We start from the raw sequence: 18550 nt of genomic DNA, 5'->3' as shown, positions 1-18550 counted from the left end.
TGCTTAAGCTAGAGTTTCTCAAATCCAGCTTGAGCACATCACCAGCGGTCGTTATCACGGAAGGAACGACGTCCACCACGATCATTTCCGCGATCATTGAATCGCGAACCGCGTCGATCACCACGGCCGAATCCGCGCTCACGATTCTCATCGCGGAATCCACGGCTCGATCGCCTGTCTCCAGCTTGTTCACCTCGACCAGAAGAACGTAGCTTACGGCGGTCATCACCGAATTTACGGTCTGCGCGGTACTTGCGGAACTCAGGATCGTCATTACTTGACCCAGCAACTGGGCGATGGCCAGGTCCGTGATCTTCTGCAATATTAAGCATGCGTCCGGCTACGCGCGCCTTACCAATGCGGCGGCGAGTCTGTTCATCGAGTTCATGTTGAAGTTCAACGAGTGAGAACGATGGGAAGATATCGATCTTTCCGAGCTGTGATCCAGCAATTCCACCTTCTCCAGTGATTGCACCAACAATGTGTCCTGGAGAAACGCCGTCACGGCGGCCAACTTCGATACGGTACATGGTGCCGGTTCCCTCAAAGGTGGGCTTGCGTTTGTCTCCGCGACGCTCGCGGCGCTCACCACGGTCATTTCCACGTGAACCGCGTTCGCGACCGCCGTCGTCGAACTTAGCGGTAATGAACTCAGGTTCGTCGTTAGCCTGCGGCCCTGGATCGCGAACTGCAAGAGCCAAGAGCGCCTTGATTAGGTCTTCCTGGGAAAGTGGAGATTCGGACTCGCTCTGAGTCTCATTAAACTTTGCAAGAACGTCTTCGTAGACGTGGAGGCGTCCAACTGCGTGGCGCTCAATAGCCTTATCAACAATACGCTGAGCACGAAGAGAGGAAACTTCAGCAGGAGTTGGAAGCTCAACTTCAGCCATTCGGGCACCAGTAACCTTTTCGATGCGGCGAAGGCGGGTACGTTCCTTAGGAGTTACGAAAGTAAGAGCAGTTCCTTCGCGGCCGGCACGTCCAGTGCGGCCGATACGGTGAACATAAGTGTCGATTTCGCGAGGAACGTCAAAGTTAACAACAAGTCCAATGCGCTCAACGTCAAGACCACGAGCTGCGACGTCGGTTGCAACAAGTACGTCAATCGTTCCGGCGCGAAGACGCTCAACTAACTTCTCGCGATCCTTTTGCTGTACGTCACCTGAGAGTGCCGCTGTCATTACACCGCGGGCGGTGAGCTCAAGAGATAGTTCTTCGGCTGTTGCGCGGGTACGAACGAAAACGAGCGCAGCATCGGCGTCGGTAGTTGCAAGTACGCGAGAAAGCGCACCAATCTTGTGGCGCATAGGAACGACCGCGAAAGTTTGGGTAATGGTGTCAACTGTCGAAGCCTGGCGCGATACAGTGACTTCCACCGGGTCTTTGAGGTGGGACTGTGCAACACTACGAATCGAACCGGGCATCGTGGCGGAGAACAGGGCGGAGATACGCTCATTGGGCAATCCAGAGGCGATCTTCTCTACGTCTTCAGCGAAGCCCATGCGAAGCATTTCGTCTGCTTCGTCTAGAACGAAGTAGCGAACCGTTTCGAGCTTGAGCGCACCACGATCGATAAGGTCCATTACTCGGCCTGGGGTACCAACAACTACCTGGGCACCACCGCGAAGCGCGCCGAGCTGTGGACCGTAGGAGGTTCCACCATAAACAGCGACGACGTCAAGTCCACCAGTCTTGGAAGCGAAAGTTTCGATTGCTTCGGCACCTTGCATCGCAAGTTCGCGGGTAGGTGCGAGCACGAGTGCCTGAACTTCGCGAAGCTCAGGGTCCGTGTGTTTGAGCATCGGGAGCGCGAAAGCAGCAGTCTTTCCAGTACCTGTTTGTGCAACGCCGACGACGTCACGTCCATCGATGAGGTGTGGAATAGCTTGCTGCTGGATTGCGGTTGGGGTTTCATATCCCATCTCGGTGATTGCCTGCAAAATTGTTTCGGGCAGGTTTAAGTCAGCAAAAGTTACGGAATTATCCGACATTAATACGTCCAAACGTGATTGATTTTCGGGCCTTGGCGGATTCGAGGTCCAAGCTCGCCGCATTGCCGAAAAACACACACATTACACACGCAGTCGGCAAAGGCCATGCGCCACTTTGGCGCGTTACAAGCATATAAGGCAGATAACGATAAATGCGATAATTGCCGTGGTGAATTGCCGCACGTAAACAATTTTTGCTTGGATATGGACCTTTAATTGGCGCAAATACCGCCGCTGTTAGGCGTTTTCATCTGAAACCGGCGTCACGGGTGTGATGCGTCTAACGAGCCACAAGGCAATTAAGAGCATCGAACACGAAAAGCCTATTGCCCACGTAAACGCATGGTTATTAAAGGACTGCGTAAGAGAGAACAGAATTCCTGCGTAGGCAATCAAAATTGCCGATCCCAAGGTATCAGAGATTTGCAGTGCAGACGATGTTTTCCCGTGAAGCTTTTGAGGGGTGAGAGCTAGGGAGTGGACCGTCATCGCCGGATAGGAGATTCCCAATCCGGTACTTGCGATTAGCCAGCCAATGAAGACGACTTCACCCGGCAGAGAAGGGAAAACACCCAAGATTGTAAGAAGCATTCCAACCAGCTGTAACACGGCGCCGACCAGCGGAAGCCGATTGCGTACTTGAGGGTTATGGACTCGTCCCTGCCACCATGAACCTGCAGCCCAAGTAATTGATCCAACCGTCATAACAAATCCGGCGGAGGTAGGAGAGAAATGGTGAATTTCTTTAAGCATGAGCGGCAAGAAAAGTTCAACCGTTATGTAGGTTCCATTAATAAGCCCACGGAAGAAGATCGAAGCTGGTAGCCCGCGTTGCCCGCTGAGCGTTCCGGTAGGTAGAAGCGGACGGATAAATCCGAAACACGCCAGTGAGCTTGCAATGATGAGCGCATAAGTAAGGGGAGTGAAGCCTGTGGATTCTGTTCCCGAAAGGACCTGTAGTAATGCCACTGAGATTCCGGTGAGCACTGCAAAGATTGCGATACGAGGAAGCTGAGGTACTCGAAGCGGATCATTGATCGGTGGGAATTGCTTTACCTTCGAATATCCAAAAGGAGCAGCCAGTATAATCAATACAGGCGTGATTCCAAATACCCAGCGCCAGTGGAAGTAGTCAACAAAGATACCGGCAATTACCGGGCCGATAAGAGAGGGAAGTACCCACGCAGCTGCAAATGATGCAAAAACTGCCGGTTGTTTCGGTCTAGGGATATAAGCACTCACCATCACGTATAGCGGAACAATTAACAGCCCAGAACCAAGACCTTGTACAGCACGTCCAACCACAAGGATCGCGCTACTAGTTGCAATAGTTGCAATTACTAGACCCGCTACAAAAAGCATAATTCCGGTATAGAGAACTTTTTTAGGACCGCGAGCATCGCACCAAACACCAGCAATCGCCGTCGTAATTAATTGGGAAGCCAGAGCGATTCCAGAGGTGAGTGCGTAATAGCGAACGCCCCCGAGGTCGGCAACTACGTAAGGCATCGCCGTCGCAACAGCGATAACTTCGAAGGCCACCAGGGTGATCAAAGAAACGGAAATAACACGTAACCAGAATTCTAAGTTTTCGGTAAGGCGAGGAGCCGGCTTACGGAGTCGGCGTGAGATTCGGCGGCGCGCTGAAACATCGGAGCGCGAGCGGGAAGGTAAATCCTGTGATGATTTGATACCGTGCTTCCGACTTTTCTTGAGTACGTGCTGATCTTCTTGACCGTTGAACTGAGAATTAGTCACTCTTCTATTGTCTTGGGAAAACAAAAGGTTTAGCAAAGGCATAGCTTGTGACTTATAGCTCCCTAGACGGCAAACAGGAGTACAAGTTTTGTGGTCAAAGCGCGGAAGCGTAGAGTTTATTTCGTGCACGTTTCCCGTCTCGATACGTGCTGTAACCCGCTCGTCTCGCGGGTGATAACGAATAACTGAAAAGAGGTCGATGTGCTTCGCACACGAATGGCAGGATCACTGCGAAAAGAAGATATTGGCTCAACCGTTACGCTCACTGGTTGGGTAGACCGACGCCGTGACCACGGTGGAATCGCGTTCATTGATCTTCGCGATGCTTCTGGAATTGCGCAGGTGACGATCCGTGCAGAGGTCGCTCACGAACTGCGATCCGAATACGTTATTAAAGTTGTTGGCGTAGTTAACAAGCGCCCTGAGGGGAACGCCAATGCTGCGCTTCCTACTGGTGATGTTGAAGTAGAAGCCACCGATATCGAGGTTCTGAACTCAGCAGCTCCACTTCCGTTCCAGGTATCTGATCACGCCGAAGACGCCGGATCCGTGAACGAAGAAACTCGCCTCAAGTACCGCTATCTTGATCTGCGTCGCTCCTATGAACAGAATGCGATTCGTCTTCGCGCCAAGGTTTCCCAGGCTGCACGCCGTGTGCTTGATGGTCACGACTTCGTTGAAATAGAAACTCCAACTTTGATTCGTTCCACTCCGGAAGGCGCACGTGACTTTATTGTTCCAGCCCGCCTGGCTCCTGGTTCGTGGTATGCGTTGCCACAGTCTCCGCAGCTGTTCAAGCAGCTCTTGATGGTTGCAGGCATGGAGCGTTACTACCAGATTGCTCGTTGCTACCGCGACGAAGATTTCCGCGCGGATCGCCAGCCTGAATTTACTCAGCTCGATGTCGAAATGTCCTTCGTGGATCAAGACGACGTAATGGAAGTTGCGGAGGATATCCTCAAGAACATCTGGTCGCTTATTGGGGTAGAGCTTACAACTCCTATTCCACGGATGCCTTTCCGTGAGGCGATGGAGCGTTTCGGTTCAGATAAGCCAGATCTTCGTTTCGGATACGAGCTCGTTGATCTCACCGAATATTTCGCGAATACGCCGTTCCGCGTATTCCAAAATCCATATGTTGGTGCAGTTGTTATGCCTGGTGGTGCCTCGCAACCACGCCGTACTTTTGACAAGTGGCAAGAGTGGGCAAAGGCTCGCGGTGCTAAGGGCTTGGCGTATGTAACGATTGCCGAAGACGGAACACTTGGTGGTCCGGTTTCTAAGAACATCTCCGAAGAAGAGCGTGCCGGACTTGCTGAAGCAACCGGAGCGAAGCCAGGGGATTGCATCTTCTTCGCAGCTGGTGAGCCAACGGCTTCGCGCGAATTGCTTGGCGCAGCACGACTCGAAATAGGAAAGCGTTGCGATCTTATTGATCCAGATGCGTGGGCATTTGTGTGGGTTGTTGATGCTCCGTTGTTCAAACCAACTAAGGATGCTGAAGCAGAAGGCGACGTTGCCGTTGCAGGTGGCGCGTGGACCGCAGTTCACCATGCCTTTACTTCACCAAAGCCAGAGTGGCTCGATGAGTTCGATAAGAACCCAGGTGAAGCACTCGCTTACGCCTACGACATCGTATGTAACGGAAACGAAATCGGTGGTGGCTCAATCCGTATCCATCGCCGCGATGTACAAGAGCGAGTATTCAAGGTAATGGGCTTGGATCAGGAAGCCGCTCAGGAGAAGTTCGGCTTCTTGCTCGATGCGTTCAAGTTTGGTGCACCACCTCACGGTGGAATCGCTTTTGGCTGGGACCGTATCGTGGCTTTGTTGACCAAGGCTCCTTCGATCCGTGACGTCATTGCTTTCCCGAAGATCGGTAACGGTTGGGATCCGATGACGGACGCTCCGGCACCAATCACTGCTTTGCAACGCAAGGAAGCCGGAATTGACGCTAAGCCAAAGAAGAAGGACAAGGAATCTGAAGGTTCCAAAAAATAGTCTGTTTCTGAGGAACATTCGAAGTTGAAGTAAACTTCTTAACACTCAAGGGCGAGGGTTTTCCTGTGTGCATGAGCACTGGTAGGAAACCCTCGTCTTATAGTTCTAACAAGGAGAAATATGGAACTGTTGGCCGGAATGCGTAGCCCTTTTTGGCAGTTTGAGATTCAACCAGAACTTAATGATGCGCAGGATCGGATCATCTTTTCCTATGGTGACGAGCACTGCGCGGTGACGATCCTTGAGACACGCGAATCAAATGAATCTGGGACTAAGTATGAAGGAACTGCATTCGGCCAGCCACAACAGGTTATTGAACAGCTCAAGCAGATTCCTGAGCAGTTTCTCGGTGATCTGGAACTGATGATGAATCGCGATGTTTATGAAGCAATGGACGATGAGTTGCGCGCGAAGTTTGGCACCCACTGGGGCCACGAGTGGGAGTTTTTCTTTGCTACGGAACCGATTCCGTCTGTGAAGGGAGACGACGCCGTTCGCGTTATCAAATCTGGTACGGAAGAGTATCTACATGAACGCGAAGCAATTCTGGCTGTTTTGAAGAAAGCTAATCCGATCTCCGAAGCGGTGCAAAACGTCGATAAGCTTGACTGGTTCGTGATTCCGGCTGACGGTGGAGCTCAAGACTCCAAACTTGCCTGCGTTATGGGAGCTCACGAAAATGACGGAAAGATGCATTTTGCGGGCCTTGCCACGGATCAAGACTATCGCGGGCGAGGCTTGGCGAGTGCCGTCATGGTTGCCACTGTTAACTACTGGCTTGAGCAGGGCAAAGTCATTCACTTTGGTATGTGGGGCTGGAATCACCAGGCTCGTAAGCTTTACTTACGTCTAGGGCTTACTCGGGGAGCGCGCCTCATTATTGGTGGCCCACGCCCGTTTAAGGATTATTCGAGCCTGGCCGTTTAAGCGTTGTTAGAAGCCGGCTTTAAGCCGTTACGCGCGTTGTTTGTAGTGGTCAGTGTACGATCTTGAATCGTTCGTAGAACTTCATCAGGAATTTTGGTGCCCACCAATTCCACTTACCTAGTAGCGTCATAAGAGCCGGTACTAGCAACATTCGAACTAGGGTTGCATCAACAAATACGATGATTGCCAGTGCAACTCCGATCTGCCTGATTGGGAGCAGATCACCGAAAATAAAGCCAATGAATACCGCTATGATAATTGCGGCGGCTGCGGTGATGATACGACCCGAACGTTGCAGTCCCTTCTCTACGGCGGCATCGTTTGAATTGCCTGCATCCCAATATTCTTTGATCCGGGCAATCAGGAATACTTCGTAGTCCATGGCGAGTCCGAATCCGAACGCTGCTGCACACGCCACCACGAAGGTTTCGATTCCTAAGGTCTGGGGGAGTCCCAAGAGTCCGTGGTCAAAGATAAACACGGTGATTCCGATCGATGCTACCAGCGAAAGTGTATTGATTAATAACGCCTTGAGTGGTGCGATCACTGATCCAGTAAGAAGGAAGAGCAATACAAACACTGAAACCACGATGATCGCGATTGTGTAAGGTGCACCGCGCGTGATTTCATCGATAAAGTCTTTCTGGACTGCCGCGGCTCCTCCAACATGGGTGGGATATCCGGCGTCGTACTCACGCAAATCTTCAACGACCTTGGTGACTTCTGGACCGACCGGATCTTCGGTGTTGACGAACAAGTTTATAATCGTGCCTGCATCAACGGTGATCGGTGTGGCAACTTTGGAAACTCCAGGGATGGCTTCGATGTGTTTGACTAGGTTTTGGACATCCTTTTCTGGTGCGTCGGCTAGGACGGTGACAGAAGGGGTGCGTAGGGCAGGGTAGTCGGCTTCAATCGTGTTGAGAACCGCCATTTCTTGACCGACTGGAATGTACTCAACGAAGTTTGAGCGCATCTTGAGATCACCGATCGGAATTGCTGCAACTATGAGCAACGTGGTTATTCCGATCAATACCGGCCACGGCCGTTTGTGAACCCATTTTGCGAGGTTAGAGAAGAATCCAGTTTCAGTAGTGGCGTCTCCAAAGCGCTTGAAGAGCCGGTTAAAACCAGGGACTTGGTTGAGTGGCGAAGGATGCAAGAGCTTCTCGCCGGCAACTCGGATTAGTGCAGGGACAAGCGTAACCGCTGTAAAAACGGCAAAGATTGTTACCACGACGCCACCCACCGCGATCATTTTCAGCATTGGTGCGTCCATGACGAAGAGTGATGCAATTGCGAATGCGATGGTGATTGCAGAGAACGAAACTGTTCTGCCGGCGGTGGCAATTGTTGTTTCGACCGCTTGGACGATGATTGAGCGGGTCTGCTCGGGAAGCTCTTTTGACTGGGAATCATAACCGTGGCGCGCGAAGGCAAGGAAGATTTGTTCGCGATAGCGCGAAACTACTAGAAGGCCATAGTCGATTGAAAGTGCAAGTCCAATGATCGTGATGATGTTTAACACGAAGGAATCGACGTTGGTAAAAAACGTCACTCCCCAGACGATTCCCATGGTAATGGCAATTGATGCAATGGCTGATCCTAGGGGAAGACCTGCGGCAATCACACCCCCGAAAACGAATAGCAGTAAGAACAGCGCAACTGGAAGGCCAATTGTTTCGCCTCGCACGAGATCCGATGCGACTTGGTCTAGGATTGCGCGTTTAATCAAAGTGCTGGAAATATAGCCGAGGGATCCATGGGGATCAGCTGCTTTCACTGTGGTTTCGAACTCGTTAAGTTTATCGACGACGGCGTAGTGAGCTTCAGTTTGTGCGCCCGGTTCGAGTTGAATGACTAATGCGTAACCATGCTGCGTCATGAAGTCATTTGCAGGGTTTGGAATCTGGGCGAACTGTGCATCAATTTGTGCGGTGGCTTGAGGTGATCCGCCCGCGGCGGCGAGCGCACCGACGCGTTGTTGTTCTAGTTCTGCCTTGAACTTTGCATCAATCGAAACTGGGTCGATAACTTCTTTAACGCCGTCGATCTTCTTGACGCTGTTTCGGAAATCGGTGATATCGGCCTGCATTTGAACAGTGTTTACGCCGGTAATGATCGCGGTGATGGTCTCGCCATTCTTTTCGGCAGACTGAGCCTGAATTACGGTATCGGATTCCGAACCTGGAACCATGGATTTTGAGGATTCCATGCGCTCAAATAGATTTCCCTGGCTGAAACCCCACAGTGCACTGGTTGCTCCAGCTACCATTAGTATCAGCCAGAGAATGATAAAGAACAAGGGCTTGCGAGACACCTTGCGACCTAGGAATCCGAACATGTTGATATTCTATAGGCGGGCGACCAAATGTGACTACAGCTTAATTAGATTTTTTGGGTTTCAAACTTGTCTTTTGATGTTATCGGTTTGATGATATCATCATCCTGTGCGTGGTAAACGGAGGTGGTTGTGATGGCTGAGCAAATATTGATACGTGATCTTCCAGCAGGTACGAAGCAGGCGCTAAAAGCGCGTGCTCGGCAAAATCGTACCTCGATGGAAAATGAAGCAAGGAGGATTTTGTCTTCGGTTTTGTGTGCTGAACGCCCATCGATTGCTTCATTACTTGCGCAAGAAATTCCTAGTTGCGAGGCGGATTTTGATTTCGATCCACCGCGGCTTGGCATTGGCTCACGTGAGGTTGCTCTGTGAAGTATCTTTTTGATACCAATGTGATTTCTGCTTTGCGTCGCCCTGAGAAAAATCAATCGGTGTTTGATTGGGCGAAAAATGTTCCTCCAGAAGATACATATATTTGTTCGTTAACTGTGGCAGAAATTGGTAGGGGAATTAAAGCTATTTCGGCAAAGGACGAATTGCAAGCCCGAATATTGACCCAATGGTTCGAAGGTCAGGTTTTACCAGCATTTTCGGGTAGGATACTTAGTTTTGATCTTGATGCAGCCTTGATATTTCGTAATTTTGATGTTCCGGCAAAAGCTCCCATTGATGATGCCTATATTGCGGCAATTGCACAAGCGCATGGGTTAACAGTTGTGACAAGAAATACGAAACATTTCTTGTCACTCGGGATTGATGTTATATGCCCGTGAGTTTATACGAGTTTTATCGGAATTAGTCGGTATCATTTAGTCGAACGTGGAGCTAAGGGCCGTGATAGGCGATAAACTCTGTTCCTAAAGATTGTTTGATTCTTACTTTGATACCGATGACGAAAAGGTTGCACTATGGTTCCGACCACCCCTGAGGCACAACGCGCCGAACTCCACAAAATGATTTGGCGAATTGCTAATGATTTAAGGGGAAGCGTTGACGGTTGGGACTTTAAGAGTTACGTGCTCGGTATGCTGTTTTACCGCTTTATCTCTGAGGATATGACCCAGTACCAGGAGAAACTCGAGCACGAGGCTGGAGATGTATCTTTCAAGTATGCAGAATTACCAGATGAACTTGCCGAGCAGGTACGTAAAGACACGGTTGAAGAAAAAGGCTTCTTTATCCTTCCTTCGCAGTTGTTTGAGAATGTGCGTAAGTCTGCACACCACGACCCAAATCTCAACGAAACTCTGTCGAAAGTATTTAAGAGTGTCGAAGGTTCCGCACTCGGCACGAGTTCGGAAAGCGATCTCAAAGGCCTCTTTGACGACATTGACGTAAACTCAGCCAAGCTTGGAAATACTGTAGATCGCCGAAATGCGAAGCTCGCTAATATTCTTGATGCGATTGGCGATCTTCCGCTTGGGAACTTGCAGGATAATTCAATTGACTTGTTTGGTGATGCCTATGAGTACCTGATGCAGATGTATGCCTCGAGCGCCGGCAAGTCTGGTGGCGAGTTTTTCACTCCGCAAGAAGTTTCTGAAGTGCTAGCGCGTATTGCTGCCCACGGTAGGAAACAATTGAATAAGGTTTATGATCCAGCGGTTGGTAGCGCTTCTCTGCTGCTTCAGTTCGCGAAGCTTCTTGGTGTTGAAAATGTGCGTGGATTTTATGGCCAAGAAATTAACTTGACCACCTATAACCTTGCTCGTATCAACATGTTCTTGCACAACGTAAACTTCGAAAAGTTCAATATTGCATTGGGCGACACGCTTATCGATCCTCACCATTGGGACTATGAACCTTTCGATGCGATCGTTTCGAACCCTCCGTACTCGATTAAATGGGCTGGCGATGCAAATCCGCTTTTAATTAACGACGAACGATTTGCCCCGGCAGGTGTTCTTGCTCCAAAATCTAAGGCGGACCTTGCATTTACAATGCATATTTTGAAGTGGCTCGCGGTAGACGGCACGGCAGCAATTGTTGAGTTCCCTGGAGTACTTTATCGCGGTGGTGCAGAGCGCAAGATTCGTAAGTACCTTATCGATAATAACTATGTTGACGCCGTTATTCAGCTTCCGCCTGATTTGTTCTTTGGAACCACGATTGGTACCTGCATTATCGTGTTACGTAAGTCTAAAACAGACAACTCGGTTTTGTTTATTGATGCTGCAGATATGTTCTCAAGGATAGGGAATAAGAACAAGCTGCTAGCCGAGCATCGCGATGCGATTGTGGAACGTTATTTTTCGCGTGACGACGTCGATTACGTTTCGAAGCTTGTTTCCAACGCGGACATTGGCGATAACGACTACAACATTGCGGTGTCTTCTTACGTTGAAAAAGAAGACACTCGCGAAGTTATTGATATCGAGAAATTAAATGCGGATATCGAGCAGATTGTTGCGCGACAAATGGAACTTCGGACTGCGATTGATGCCATTGTTGCGGACTTAGAAGGTACAAAATGAGCAGGATTGACGATCTAATCAAAGGCCTCTGCCCAAATGGTGTAGAGTTCCGTCGCTTGGCAACTTTAGGTACACGCAACGCCGGAATTTCAATTACTGCGGCGAAGATGAAAGAAATAACTGTTCCTGATGGTGAAATACGCGTTTTTGCTGGGGGTAATACGATTGCCGATGTCTCATATAATAGCGTACCAAGTGATCGCGTAATAGAGTCTCCGAGCATTATAGTCAAGTCAAGGGGGCATATTGGTTTCACTTATTACGATAAACCATTTACTCATAAATCGGAGTTGTGGTCATACTCGTTAAATGATCCATGTATCAACCAGAAATTCGTATATTACTACCTGCTAACCCAGGTAGATTTCCTTTCCAAGAAGGCAAAAGCTACCTCGGTTAAATTGCCACAATTATCGATTACCGATACGGACGATTTGAATATCCCAATCCCTCCATTGGAAGTCCAAGAAGAAATCGTCCGAATTCTCGACTCTTTCACGCAGCTGGAAGCGGAGCTGGAAGCACGGAAGAAACAGTATGCCTACTATCGTGATTCGCTATTGACCTTCCCTGAATTCGGGGGGGGGCAGCTGACATTGGCTGATATCGTGACAAAGGTTTCAAGTGGAGCAACACCAAAAGCAGGATCAACGAAGTATTACTATAGTGGCACTATTCCTTGGCTGAGGACGGGCGAGGTCGATTTTCAAAATGTATACGATACCGAGATAAAAATAACCCAAGCTGCCGTTTCTGAAACCGGCGTAAAATTGGTTCCATCTAATACGGTCGTTGTCGCAATTTCAGGTGCAACAGCTGGAAAATCTGCTGTTATTAAAGTACCGATGTATACGAATCAACACTGCTGTAATTTGCAAATAAATTCAAAAGTTGCGGAATATCGGTATGTATTTTACTGGCTGGCGGCGCATTATGAAGAGCTCAAATCTTTAGGTAGAGGGGCACGGAAAGACTTGAATGCGTCAGTTATTAAGAGTTTCCCAATTGTCTTACCTACTTTGGAGGATCAACATCGGATTGTTTCTATTCTTGATAAATTTGATGCTTTAGTGAATGACATTTCGTCTGGTTTACCTGCGGAAATTGAGGCGCGCCGCAAACAATACGAGTATTATCGCGATAAGTTACTAAGCTTCGAGGAGCTTCCGGCATGATTGAAGAAGTCCAGCAAACCCCTGGCGCGGCGCGAAAATATGATCCGATTGCTTCGAGTGACGAATCGACCATTGTTGCTGAATACGTACCTGACTCCAAGGCTGAGAAAACCTATCAAAGTGAAGCTCAACTAGAGTCTGAATTTATTAAGATTCTTGAGAGCCAAGCATATGAGCGTCTCGTGATTACTTCGGAATCAGATCTGATTGTCAATCTTCGCAAACAACTCGAAATCTTAAACGGCATCATTTTTTCTGATACTGAATGGACTCAGTTCTTTCAAAAATCAATCGCTCGTGCTAACGCAGGAATCGAAGAAAAAACACATACTATTCAAGAAGACCATGTGAAGATTCTTGAACGCGAAGATGGAACGATTAAAAATATTTCGTTGATCGATAAAGAAAATATTCACAACAATCGGCTTCAAATTATCAACCAATACGAAGTTCCTAGTGCAGTGGAAGACACTCTTCGAGGCGGTCGCTATACAAACAGATATGACGTAACGATATTGGTAAACGGATTGCCCGTCGTCCACGTTGAATTAAAGCGTCGGGGTGTAGACCTACGCGAAGCGTTCAACCAAATTAACCGCTACCAGCGCGATAGCTTTTGGGCTGGTTCGGGATTATTCGAATATATCCAACTTTTCGTGATCTCTAACGGTACGCTCACCAAATACTACTCGAACACGACTCGCAATAGTCACATTAAAGAGAACCAAAAGCGCGGTTCTGGGCGTAAAACGTCCAATAGTTTTGAATTCACTTCATGGTGGGCAGATGCAAGTAACAAACCCATCCAAGAATTGACTGATTTTGCAAAAACCTTCTTCGCAAAACACACAATCCTCAACATTCTCACCAAATATTGTGTGCTTACCGCAGATAAGACGCTTCTCGTGATGCGGCCATACCAAATTGTTGCTGCAGAACGAATCCTGCAAAAGATAAAAATCTCAGTGAATTATCCAAAAAAGCTGGGCACCCCAGATGCAGGTGGATACATCTGGCATACCACCGGATCAGGAAAAACGCTAACATCCTTTAAAACAGCGCAACTAGCAACAAAGGTTCCCAGCGAGACAAGGTACTTTTCGTCGTCGACAGAAAAGACCTCGACTACCAAACCATGCGTGAATATGAGCGATTCGAACCCGGAGCGGCGAATTCGAACGCAAACACCGCCGTCTTAAAACGCCAGCTAGAAGATCCAAAAGCTCGAATCATCATTACGACTATCCAAAAGCTATCGGGATTTATCAAGAGCAATAAAAACCATGACGTTTTTGGAAAACACGTGGTCATCATTTTTGATGAATGCCACCGATCGCAATTTGGTGACATGCACGTAGCAATCACCAAATCGTTTAAAAAATACAATATGTTCGGCTTCACGGGTACGCCAATCTTCGCAGCAAATGCGGGTAGCGGGGGAGGAACAAACCTCCGAACTACCGAACAAGCTTTTGGCGATAAGCTGCACACCTACACGATCGTAGACGCGATTACTGATAAGAACGTTCTTCCATTCAAAATCGATTACATCAATACCGTTAAATCCGGCTTGGTGGAAGACAAACAAATTTCGGCTATCGATACCGAAAAAGTATTGCTCTCGCCTGAACGAATTAGCCAAATCGTTCAGTACACGCTGGAGCATTTCGATCAAAAGACTAAACGGGAAACATCGTACCAACATTCCGTTGTGGTAAATGTTCCTGAGTCCACGCGAAATAGAAAGCAACAAGAAGCAATTAGCCAAAAGAAACGTGTATATGGCTTTAACGCTATATTTGCAACCGCTTCTATTCACGCTGCGAAGAAATACTACGAAGAATTTGCGCGGCAACAAGCCAATCGGCCTGACGACAAACGTTTAAAAATCGGCATGATTTACTCGTACGGAGTGAATGATGAAGTTGATGGACTGCTTGAAGATGAAGCCTTTGATGCTGAAGAATTAACGCCAGATGCACGTGTATTTTTAGACAACGCAATTGCGGATTACAACGCAATGTTCGGTACCTCCTACGACACTAGCGCCGATAAATTCCAAAACTATTACAAAGACCTATCGATGCGGCTCAAGAACCGCGAGCTTGATTTAGTAATTGTTGTGAACATGTTCTTAACAGGCTTTGACGCAACAACACTAAACACACTTTTTGTGGACAAGAACCTGCGAGCACACGGACTCATCCAGGCATTTTCACGAACCAATCGAATCCTGAACTCGGTTAAGACATGCGGAAATATCGTTGCGTTTAGGAACCTAGAACCCGAAACAAATTCGGCCCTCGAACTTTTTGGAAATAAAGATGCTCGAGGAATTGTGCTGTTGAAGTCGTTCGCAGAATATTACGATCAATATTCGCAAAAACTTGCTGAATTCACTGAACGATTCCCGCTTGGAGAGCAAATTATTGGGGAAGAAGCTGCAAGAGAATTCATTAATGAATTTGGAGCTATTCTGAGGCTCAACAATATTTTGACTGTCTTTGATGAATTCGCGGAGCAAAACCCACTTAGTGAACGCGATTTCCAAGACTATCGCAGTATTTACTTGGATATCTACGCGGAGATGCGGCCTCGAATCGAAAAAGAAATCGTTAACGATGACGTAGTTTTCGAAATCGAGCTCGTTAAGCAAGTCGAAGTAAATGTTGACTATATCTTGTTGCTGGTTGAAAAATATCGTGCGAAGAAAGGCGACGGAGAAGATAAAGAAATCCGAGCCGAAATCTCGAGAGCATTGGCTTCTAGCCCGTCGCTTCGTAACAAACGTGACTTGGTGGAAGAATTCGTCGATTCCATATCTGCAAAGAGTGATGTGGACACCGAATGGGCCGCTTTTATTGCTACACGGAAGGTGGCAGAACTCGAAGATATTATCGAGCGTGAAAATTTGAAGTCTCAACAGGCTCGAGAGTTCATGAATTCAGCTTTTACATATGGTGAGCTTCAAACTCGCGGTACCGAAATCATGAAGATTTTGCCTCCTGCGTCGCGGTTTGGAAATACCTCAGGTGAAAGCGCGAGCGACAAGAAACGCCGCGTAGTAAGCGTGTTGACGGATTATTTCAACCGGTTCTTTGGGTTGAGTGAGAGCTAAAATTTTAATATCGAGCTGAAGGATCGGAATTATGGCTGAGTTGCAAGACCTTGATGTGCAGGAATTTGCAAGTACTCGTGATGATCCAAACCGTTCAGCAAAACGAACCTATAACCGATTACTGAATTCCGGATCTTTACTTTGGATAAATGAGGCTCTGGGTGCTGATCCTTACCGTGTAAAAGAAGCGGCGAATGCAGCTGGTAAAGTCACCGACTACCGTGCTCGTTGCAAAATTGTACGTGAATACTTTCCATGGGATTCTGTGATTGAACTAGTGAATCAATTCTTGTTGGACAATCCAAATCAAAAACCTGTTTCACGAAACCGTAACATTATGCGGCAGGCTCGTGAGCACCGTCGTCGTAGATAGAGAGCAATAATTGGGTAGGTATTATCTTTAGTATCCCTTGTTTTTAGGCGGAAAAGCCCTTATTGTAGAAACGTACCTACAATTAGGAGGCTCGAAATGACAGTCACCATTTCTGCGCGGGAATTTAATCAAGACGTAAGCGCCGCGAAGCGTGCCGCGGCTGACGGGCCAGTAGTGATTACGGACCGTGGAAATCCCGCTTTCGTTTTAATGTCGATCGACGATTATAAGAAAATGTCTGTGGTGGAAGACAACCTCATTTCTTTGCTTTCTATGCACGAGGCTTCGGAAATCGAAATCGAATTTGAAAAAGCTCAGCTCGATTTGAAAGTTCCCGAATTCTGATGTTCCTACTAGACACGAACGTGATCAGCGAAATTAGAAAACCACAATCACGTATTGATGCAAACGTTAAGCAATGGTTTGAAGATAAGTCACCGCTCGATTGCTACCTTTCCTCAACAACTATCTACGAAATCGAAATGGGAATCGTGCAGGTGAACCGTAAAGATAAGCCTCAAGCTGCCATCTTGCGGTACTGGTTGGAAAACCACGTTCTTGCGGCTTTCGAAAATCGCATACTTCCAATGGAGACTGCGGTAGCACGCGCAGCTGCTAATCTCCAGAAACGCAGAACTTTGCCGTACCGTGACTGCATCATTGGAGCTACTGCGTTAGTGAACGGTTTAACGATGGTTACGCGAAATGTGGCGGACTTTGAATCGATGCCAATTTCCTTAGTGAATCCTTGGATCGGTATAGAAGAGAATGATGAGGATGTTCGTTCCGTTTCTGAACTTGCCGGAAGCCTCTTCAGTGGCTCTAATGCGCCTAGGATTGAAGAAATCAACGAAGCCATTGAGCTCGGTGCGATTTCAGGTTTCGATAAGGATGAAGCTAACTGACGCCTAACTACTAGATAGGCATTTCTAAAGTTCCTTAACATCCCAAACCAGCTACTATTGAACCGTGGATCTTTTTTCAGACGCAGCACTTGATGATTCGGGCGTGCCTAACCATAAGCATGCCCCTTTAGCTGTGCGTATGCGTCCGCGCTCGATTGACGAGGTCCTCGGGCAAGACCACCTCCTCAAACTAGGCCAACCACTGCGCCGCCTGATCGAAGGAAACGAAAACGGTGCGCCGTCGTCGATCTTCTTGTGGGGGCCACCCGGAATCGGAAAAACCACTCTCGCATATTTGTGTGCTGGGGCGTCTGGCAGGGCGTTCAATGAAATCTCCGCCGTCTCCGCCGGAGTGAAAGAACTGCGCGCCGTGATCGACGATGCCAAACACAGGCTCTTCATCGACGGCAAAGAAACAATCCTGTTTGTGGACGAAGTTCACCGCTTCTCGAAAACCCAGCAAGATGCGCTACTCCCAGCCGTCGAAAACCGCTGGGTGATCCTGATTGCTGCAACCACGGAAAACCCGTCCTTCTCCGTGATCTCACCGCTCCTTTCGCGCTCACTGCTCCTCACACTCCATCCGCTGTCCGAAGCCAACATTGAAGAACTGCTTACCCGCGCACTCACCGACGAACGCGGCCTTAACAACAAATTCTCGATCACCGACGACGCCCTCGATGCCATCATCCGCTTCGCCGGTCAAGACGCACGCCGTTCGCTTACCATCCTCGAAGCCGCTGCTGGTAAAGCCGCGGACAAGCCTAAACTCAGCACCAATGAAGGTAAGCCCGCGTACGAAATCGATATTGCCGACGTCGAAGCCTCGGTTGACTCCTACGCCGTACGTTACGATCGCGACGGTGACCAGCACTACGACGTAATCTCTGCCTTCATCAAATCCATTCGTGGCTCGGATGTTGACGCTGCAATGCACTACCTAGCCCGAATGTTAGAAGCGGGGGAGGACCCGCGGTTTGTGGCACGACGCCTCATGATCTCCGCAGCGGAAGACGTTGGTATGGCAGATCCATCCGCGCTCCAAACTGCAACCGCGGCTGCTCAATCAGTTGCCCTAGTTGGAATGCCAGAGGCGCGAATTATCCTTGCCGAAGCCGTGGTCCACCTGGCAACGGCTCCGAAGTCGAATCGCGCCTACAACGCAATTAATAAGGCAATCGCCGACGTGCGTGAAGGTAAGATCGGACCGGTTCCGATGCACTTGCGCGATAAGTCAGTGAAATCCTCGCGTATTGCTGCTCAGCAGAGTGGAAAAGACCGCGACTATATCTATGCCCACGACGAACCGAACGCAATCGCTCGCCAGCAGTATCTTCCGGACGAAATGGTGGGCACTGTATATTACGAGCCAAGTGATCGCGGATATGAGGCAAACGTCACCAACCGTTTGGAACGGATCAATAGAGCGCTAGGTAAGCAATAGTGCTAAAATGTACGAGTTGCTCTCCGTACAGGAGCACAAC

At 48.6% G+C, this 18550-nt stretch carries 14 protein-coding genes and 1 pseudogene; 12 read left to right on the top strand and 3 right to left on the bottom strand.

Annotated features, from left to right (window positions below; genetic code table 11):
• Positions 1-38: 38 nt before the first annotated feature.
• Together EIH22_RS05825 and EIH22_RS05820 are read right to left on the bottom strand one after the other, a co-directional pair.
• Positions 39-1991, bottom strand: a complete 1953-nt coding sequence (locus tag EIH22_RS05825; RefSeq protein WP_235001793.1) for a DEAD/DEAH box helicase — start codon at positions 1989-1991, stop codon at positions 39-41.
• 237 nt (positions 1992-2228) lie between these two features.
• Entirely contained in the window at positions 2229-3749 is a 1521-nt protein-coding gene (locus EIH22_RS05820) for an MFS transporter (protein ID WP_160149030.1), read from the bottom strand.
• 201 nt (positions 3750-3950) lie between these two features.
• On the opposite strand from EIH22_RS05820, the gene aspS reads away from it, so the two are divergent.
• Together aspS and EIH22_RS05810 are read left to right on the top strand one after the other, a co-directional pair.
• Complete coding sequence (aspS, locus tag EIH22_RS05815) at positions 3951-5750, top strand: aspartate--tRNA ligase (protein WP_124054873.1); 1800 nt, start codon at positions 3951-3953, stop codon at positions 5748-5750.
• A gap of 120 nt (positions 5751-5870) precedes the next feature.
• Positions 5871-6677: a GNAT family N-acetyltransferase gene (locus EIH22_RS05810; protein WP_124054872.1), complete on the top strand. Its 807-nt coding sequence runs from the start codon at positions 5871-5873 to the stop codon at positions 6675-6677.
• A 49-nt stretch (positions 6678-6726) separates the two neighbouring features.
• Here EIH22_RS05810 and EIH22_RS05805 read toward each other — a convergent pair whose 3' ends face one another.
• Positions 6727-9021, bottom strand: a complete 2295-nt coding sequence (locus EIH22_RS05805) for an MMPL family transporter (protein ID WP_124054871.1) — start codon at positions 9019-9021, stop codon at positions 6727-6729.
• Positions 9022-9153: 132 nt separating this feature from the next.
• On the opposite strand from EIH22_RS05805, the gene EIH22_RS05800 reads away from it, so the two are divergent.
• The 10 genes and pseudogenes from EIH22_RS05800 (at position 9154) to EIH22_RS05760 (ending at position 18510) form a co-directional block, all read left to right on the top strand.
• Positions 9154-9393 (top strand): FitA-like ribbon-helix-helix domain-containing protein, encoded by a 240-nt coding sequence (locus tag EIH22_RS05800; protein ID WP_124054870.1) that lies wholly within the window; start codon positions 9154-9156, stop codon positions 9391-9393.
• Positions 9390-9794, top strand: a complete 405-nt coding sequence (locus tag EIH22_RS05795; protein WP_124054869.1) for a type II toxin-antitoxin system VapC family toxin — start codon at positions 9390-9392, stop codon at positions 9792-9794. The genes EIH22_RS05800 and EIH22_RS05795 overlap by 4 nt, the downstream gene beginning before the upstream one ends.
• Before the next feature lie 135 nt (positions 9795-9929).
• Positions 9930-11495 carry a type I restriction-modification system subunit M gene (locus tag EIH22_RS05790; RefSeq protein WP_124054868.1) on the top strand — a complete coding sequence of 522 codons (1566 nt, stop codon included), beginning with the start codon at positions 9930-9932 and terminating at the stop codon, positions 11493-11495.
• On the top strand, positions 11492-12670 hold the full coding sequence (locus EIH22_RS05785) for a restriction endonuclease subunit S (protein ID WP_124054867.1): 1179 nt from the start codon (positions 11492-11494) through the stop codon (positions 12668-12670). Before EIH22_RS05790 ends, EIH22_RS05785 begins: the two co-directional genes overlap by 4 nt.
• Positions 12667-14939, top strand: a pseudogene (locus tag EIH22_RS09110) (type I restriction endonuclease); the annotation flags it as partial. The gene EIH22_RS05785 and the pseudogene EIH22_RS09110, both read left to right, overlap by 4 nt.
• Positions 14940-15008: 69 nt before the next feature.
• A complete protein-coding gene (locus EIH22_RS09015; RefSeq protein ID WP_235001815.1) occupies positions 15009-15788 on the top strand; it encodes a type I restriction endonuclease subunit R, EcoR124 family in 780 nt (259 codons plus the stop codon).
• 31 nt (positions 15789-15819) lie between these two features.
• Positions 15820-16161, top strand: a complete 342-nt coding sequence (locus EIH22_RS05775) for a hypothetical protein (protein ID WP_124054866.1) — start codon at positions 15820-15822, stop codon at positions 16159-16161.
• A gap of 96 nt (positions 16162-16257) precedes the next feature.
• The gene (locus EIH22_RS05770) at positions 16258-16506 is read left to right on the top strand and encodes a type II toxin-antitoxin system Phd/YefM family antitoxin (protein ID WP_124054865.1); all 249 of its coding nucleotides are present in this window, start codon (positions 16258-16260) and stop codon (positions 16504-16506) included.
• The gene (locus EIH22_RS05765) at positions 16506-17066 is read left to right on the top strand and encodes a type II toxin-antitoxin system VapC family toxin (RefSeq protein WP_124054864.1); all 561 of its coding nucleotides are present in this window, start codon (positions 16506-16508) and stop codon (positions 17064-17066) included. Before EIH22_RS05770 ends, EIH22_RS05765 begins: the two co-directional genes overlap by 1 nt.
• 64 nt (positions 17067-17130) lie before the next feature.
• Positions 17131-18510 carry a replication-associated recombination protein A gene (locus tag EIH22_RS05760; protein ID WP_200829192.1) on the top strand — a complete coding sequence of 460 codons (1380 nt, stop codon included), beginning with the start codon at positions 17131-17133 and terminating at the stop codon, positions 18508-18510.
• Positions 18511-18550: the final 40 nt, after the last annotated feature.

This window comes from Arcanobacterium ihumii (genome assembly GCF_900604515.1).
Taxonomy (GTDB): Bacteria; Actinomycetota; Actinomycetes; order Actinomycetales; family Actinomycetaceae; genus Arcanobacterium_A; species Arcanobacterium_A ihumii.
The sequence above is the reverse complement of the archived record's forward strand: the minus strand, read 5'-3'. Positions and strand labels throughout refer to the sequence as shown.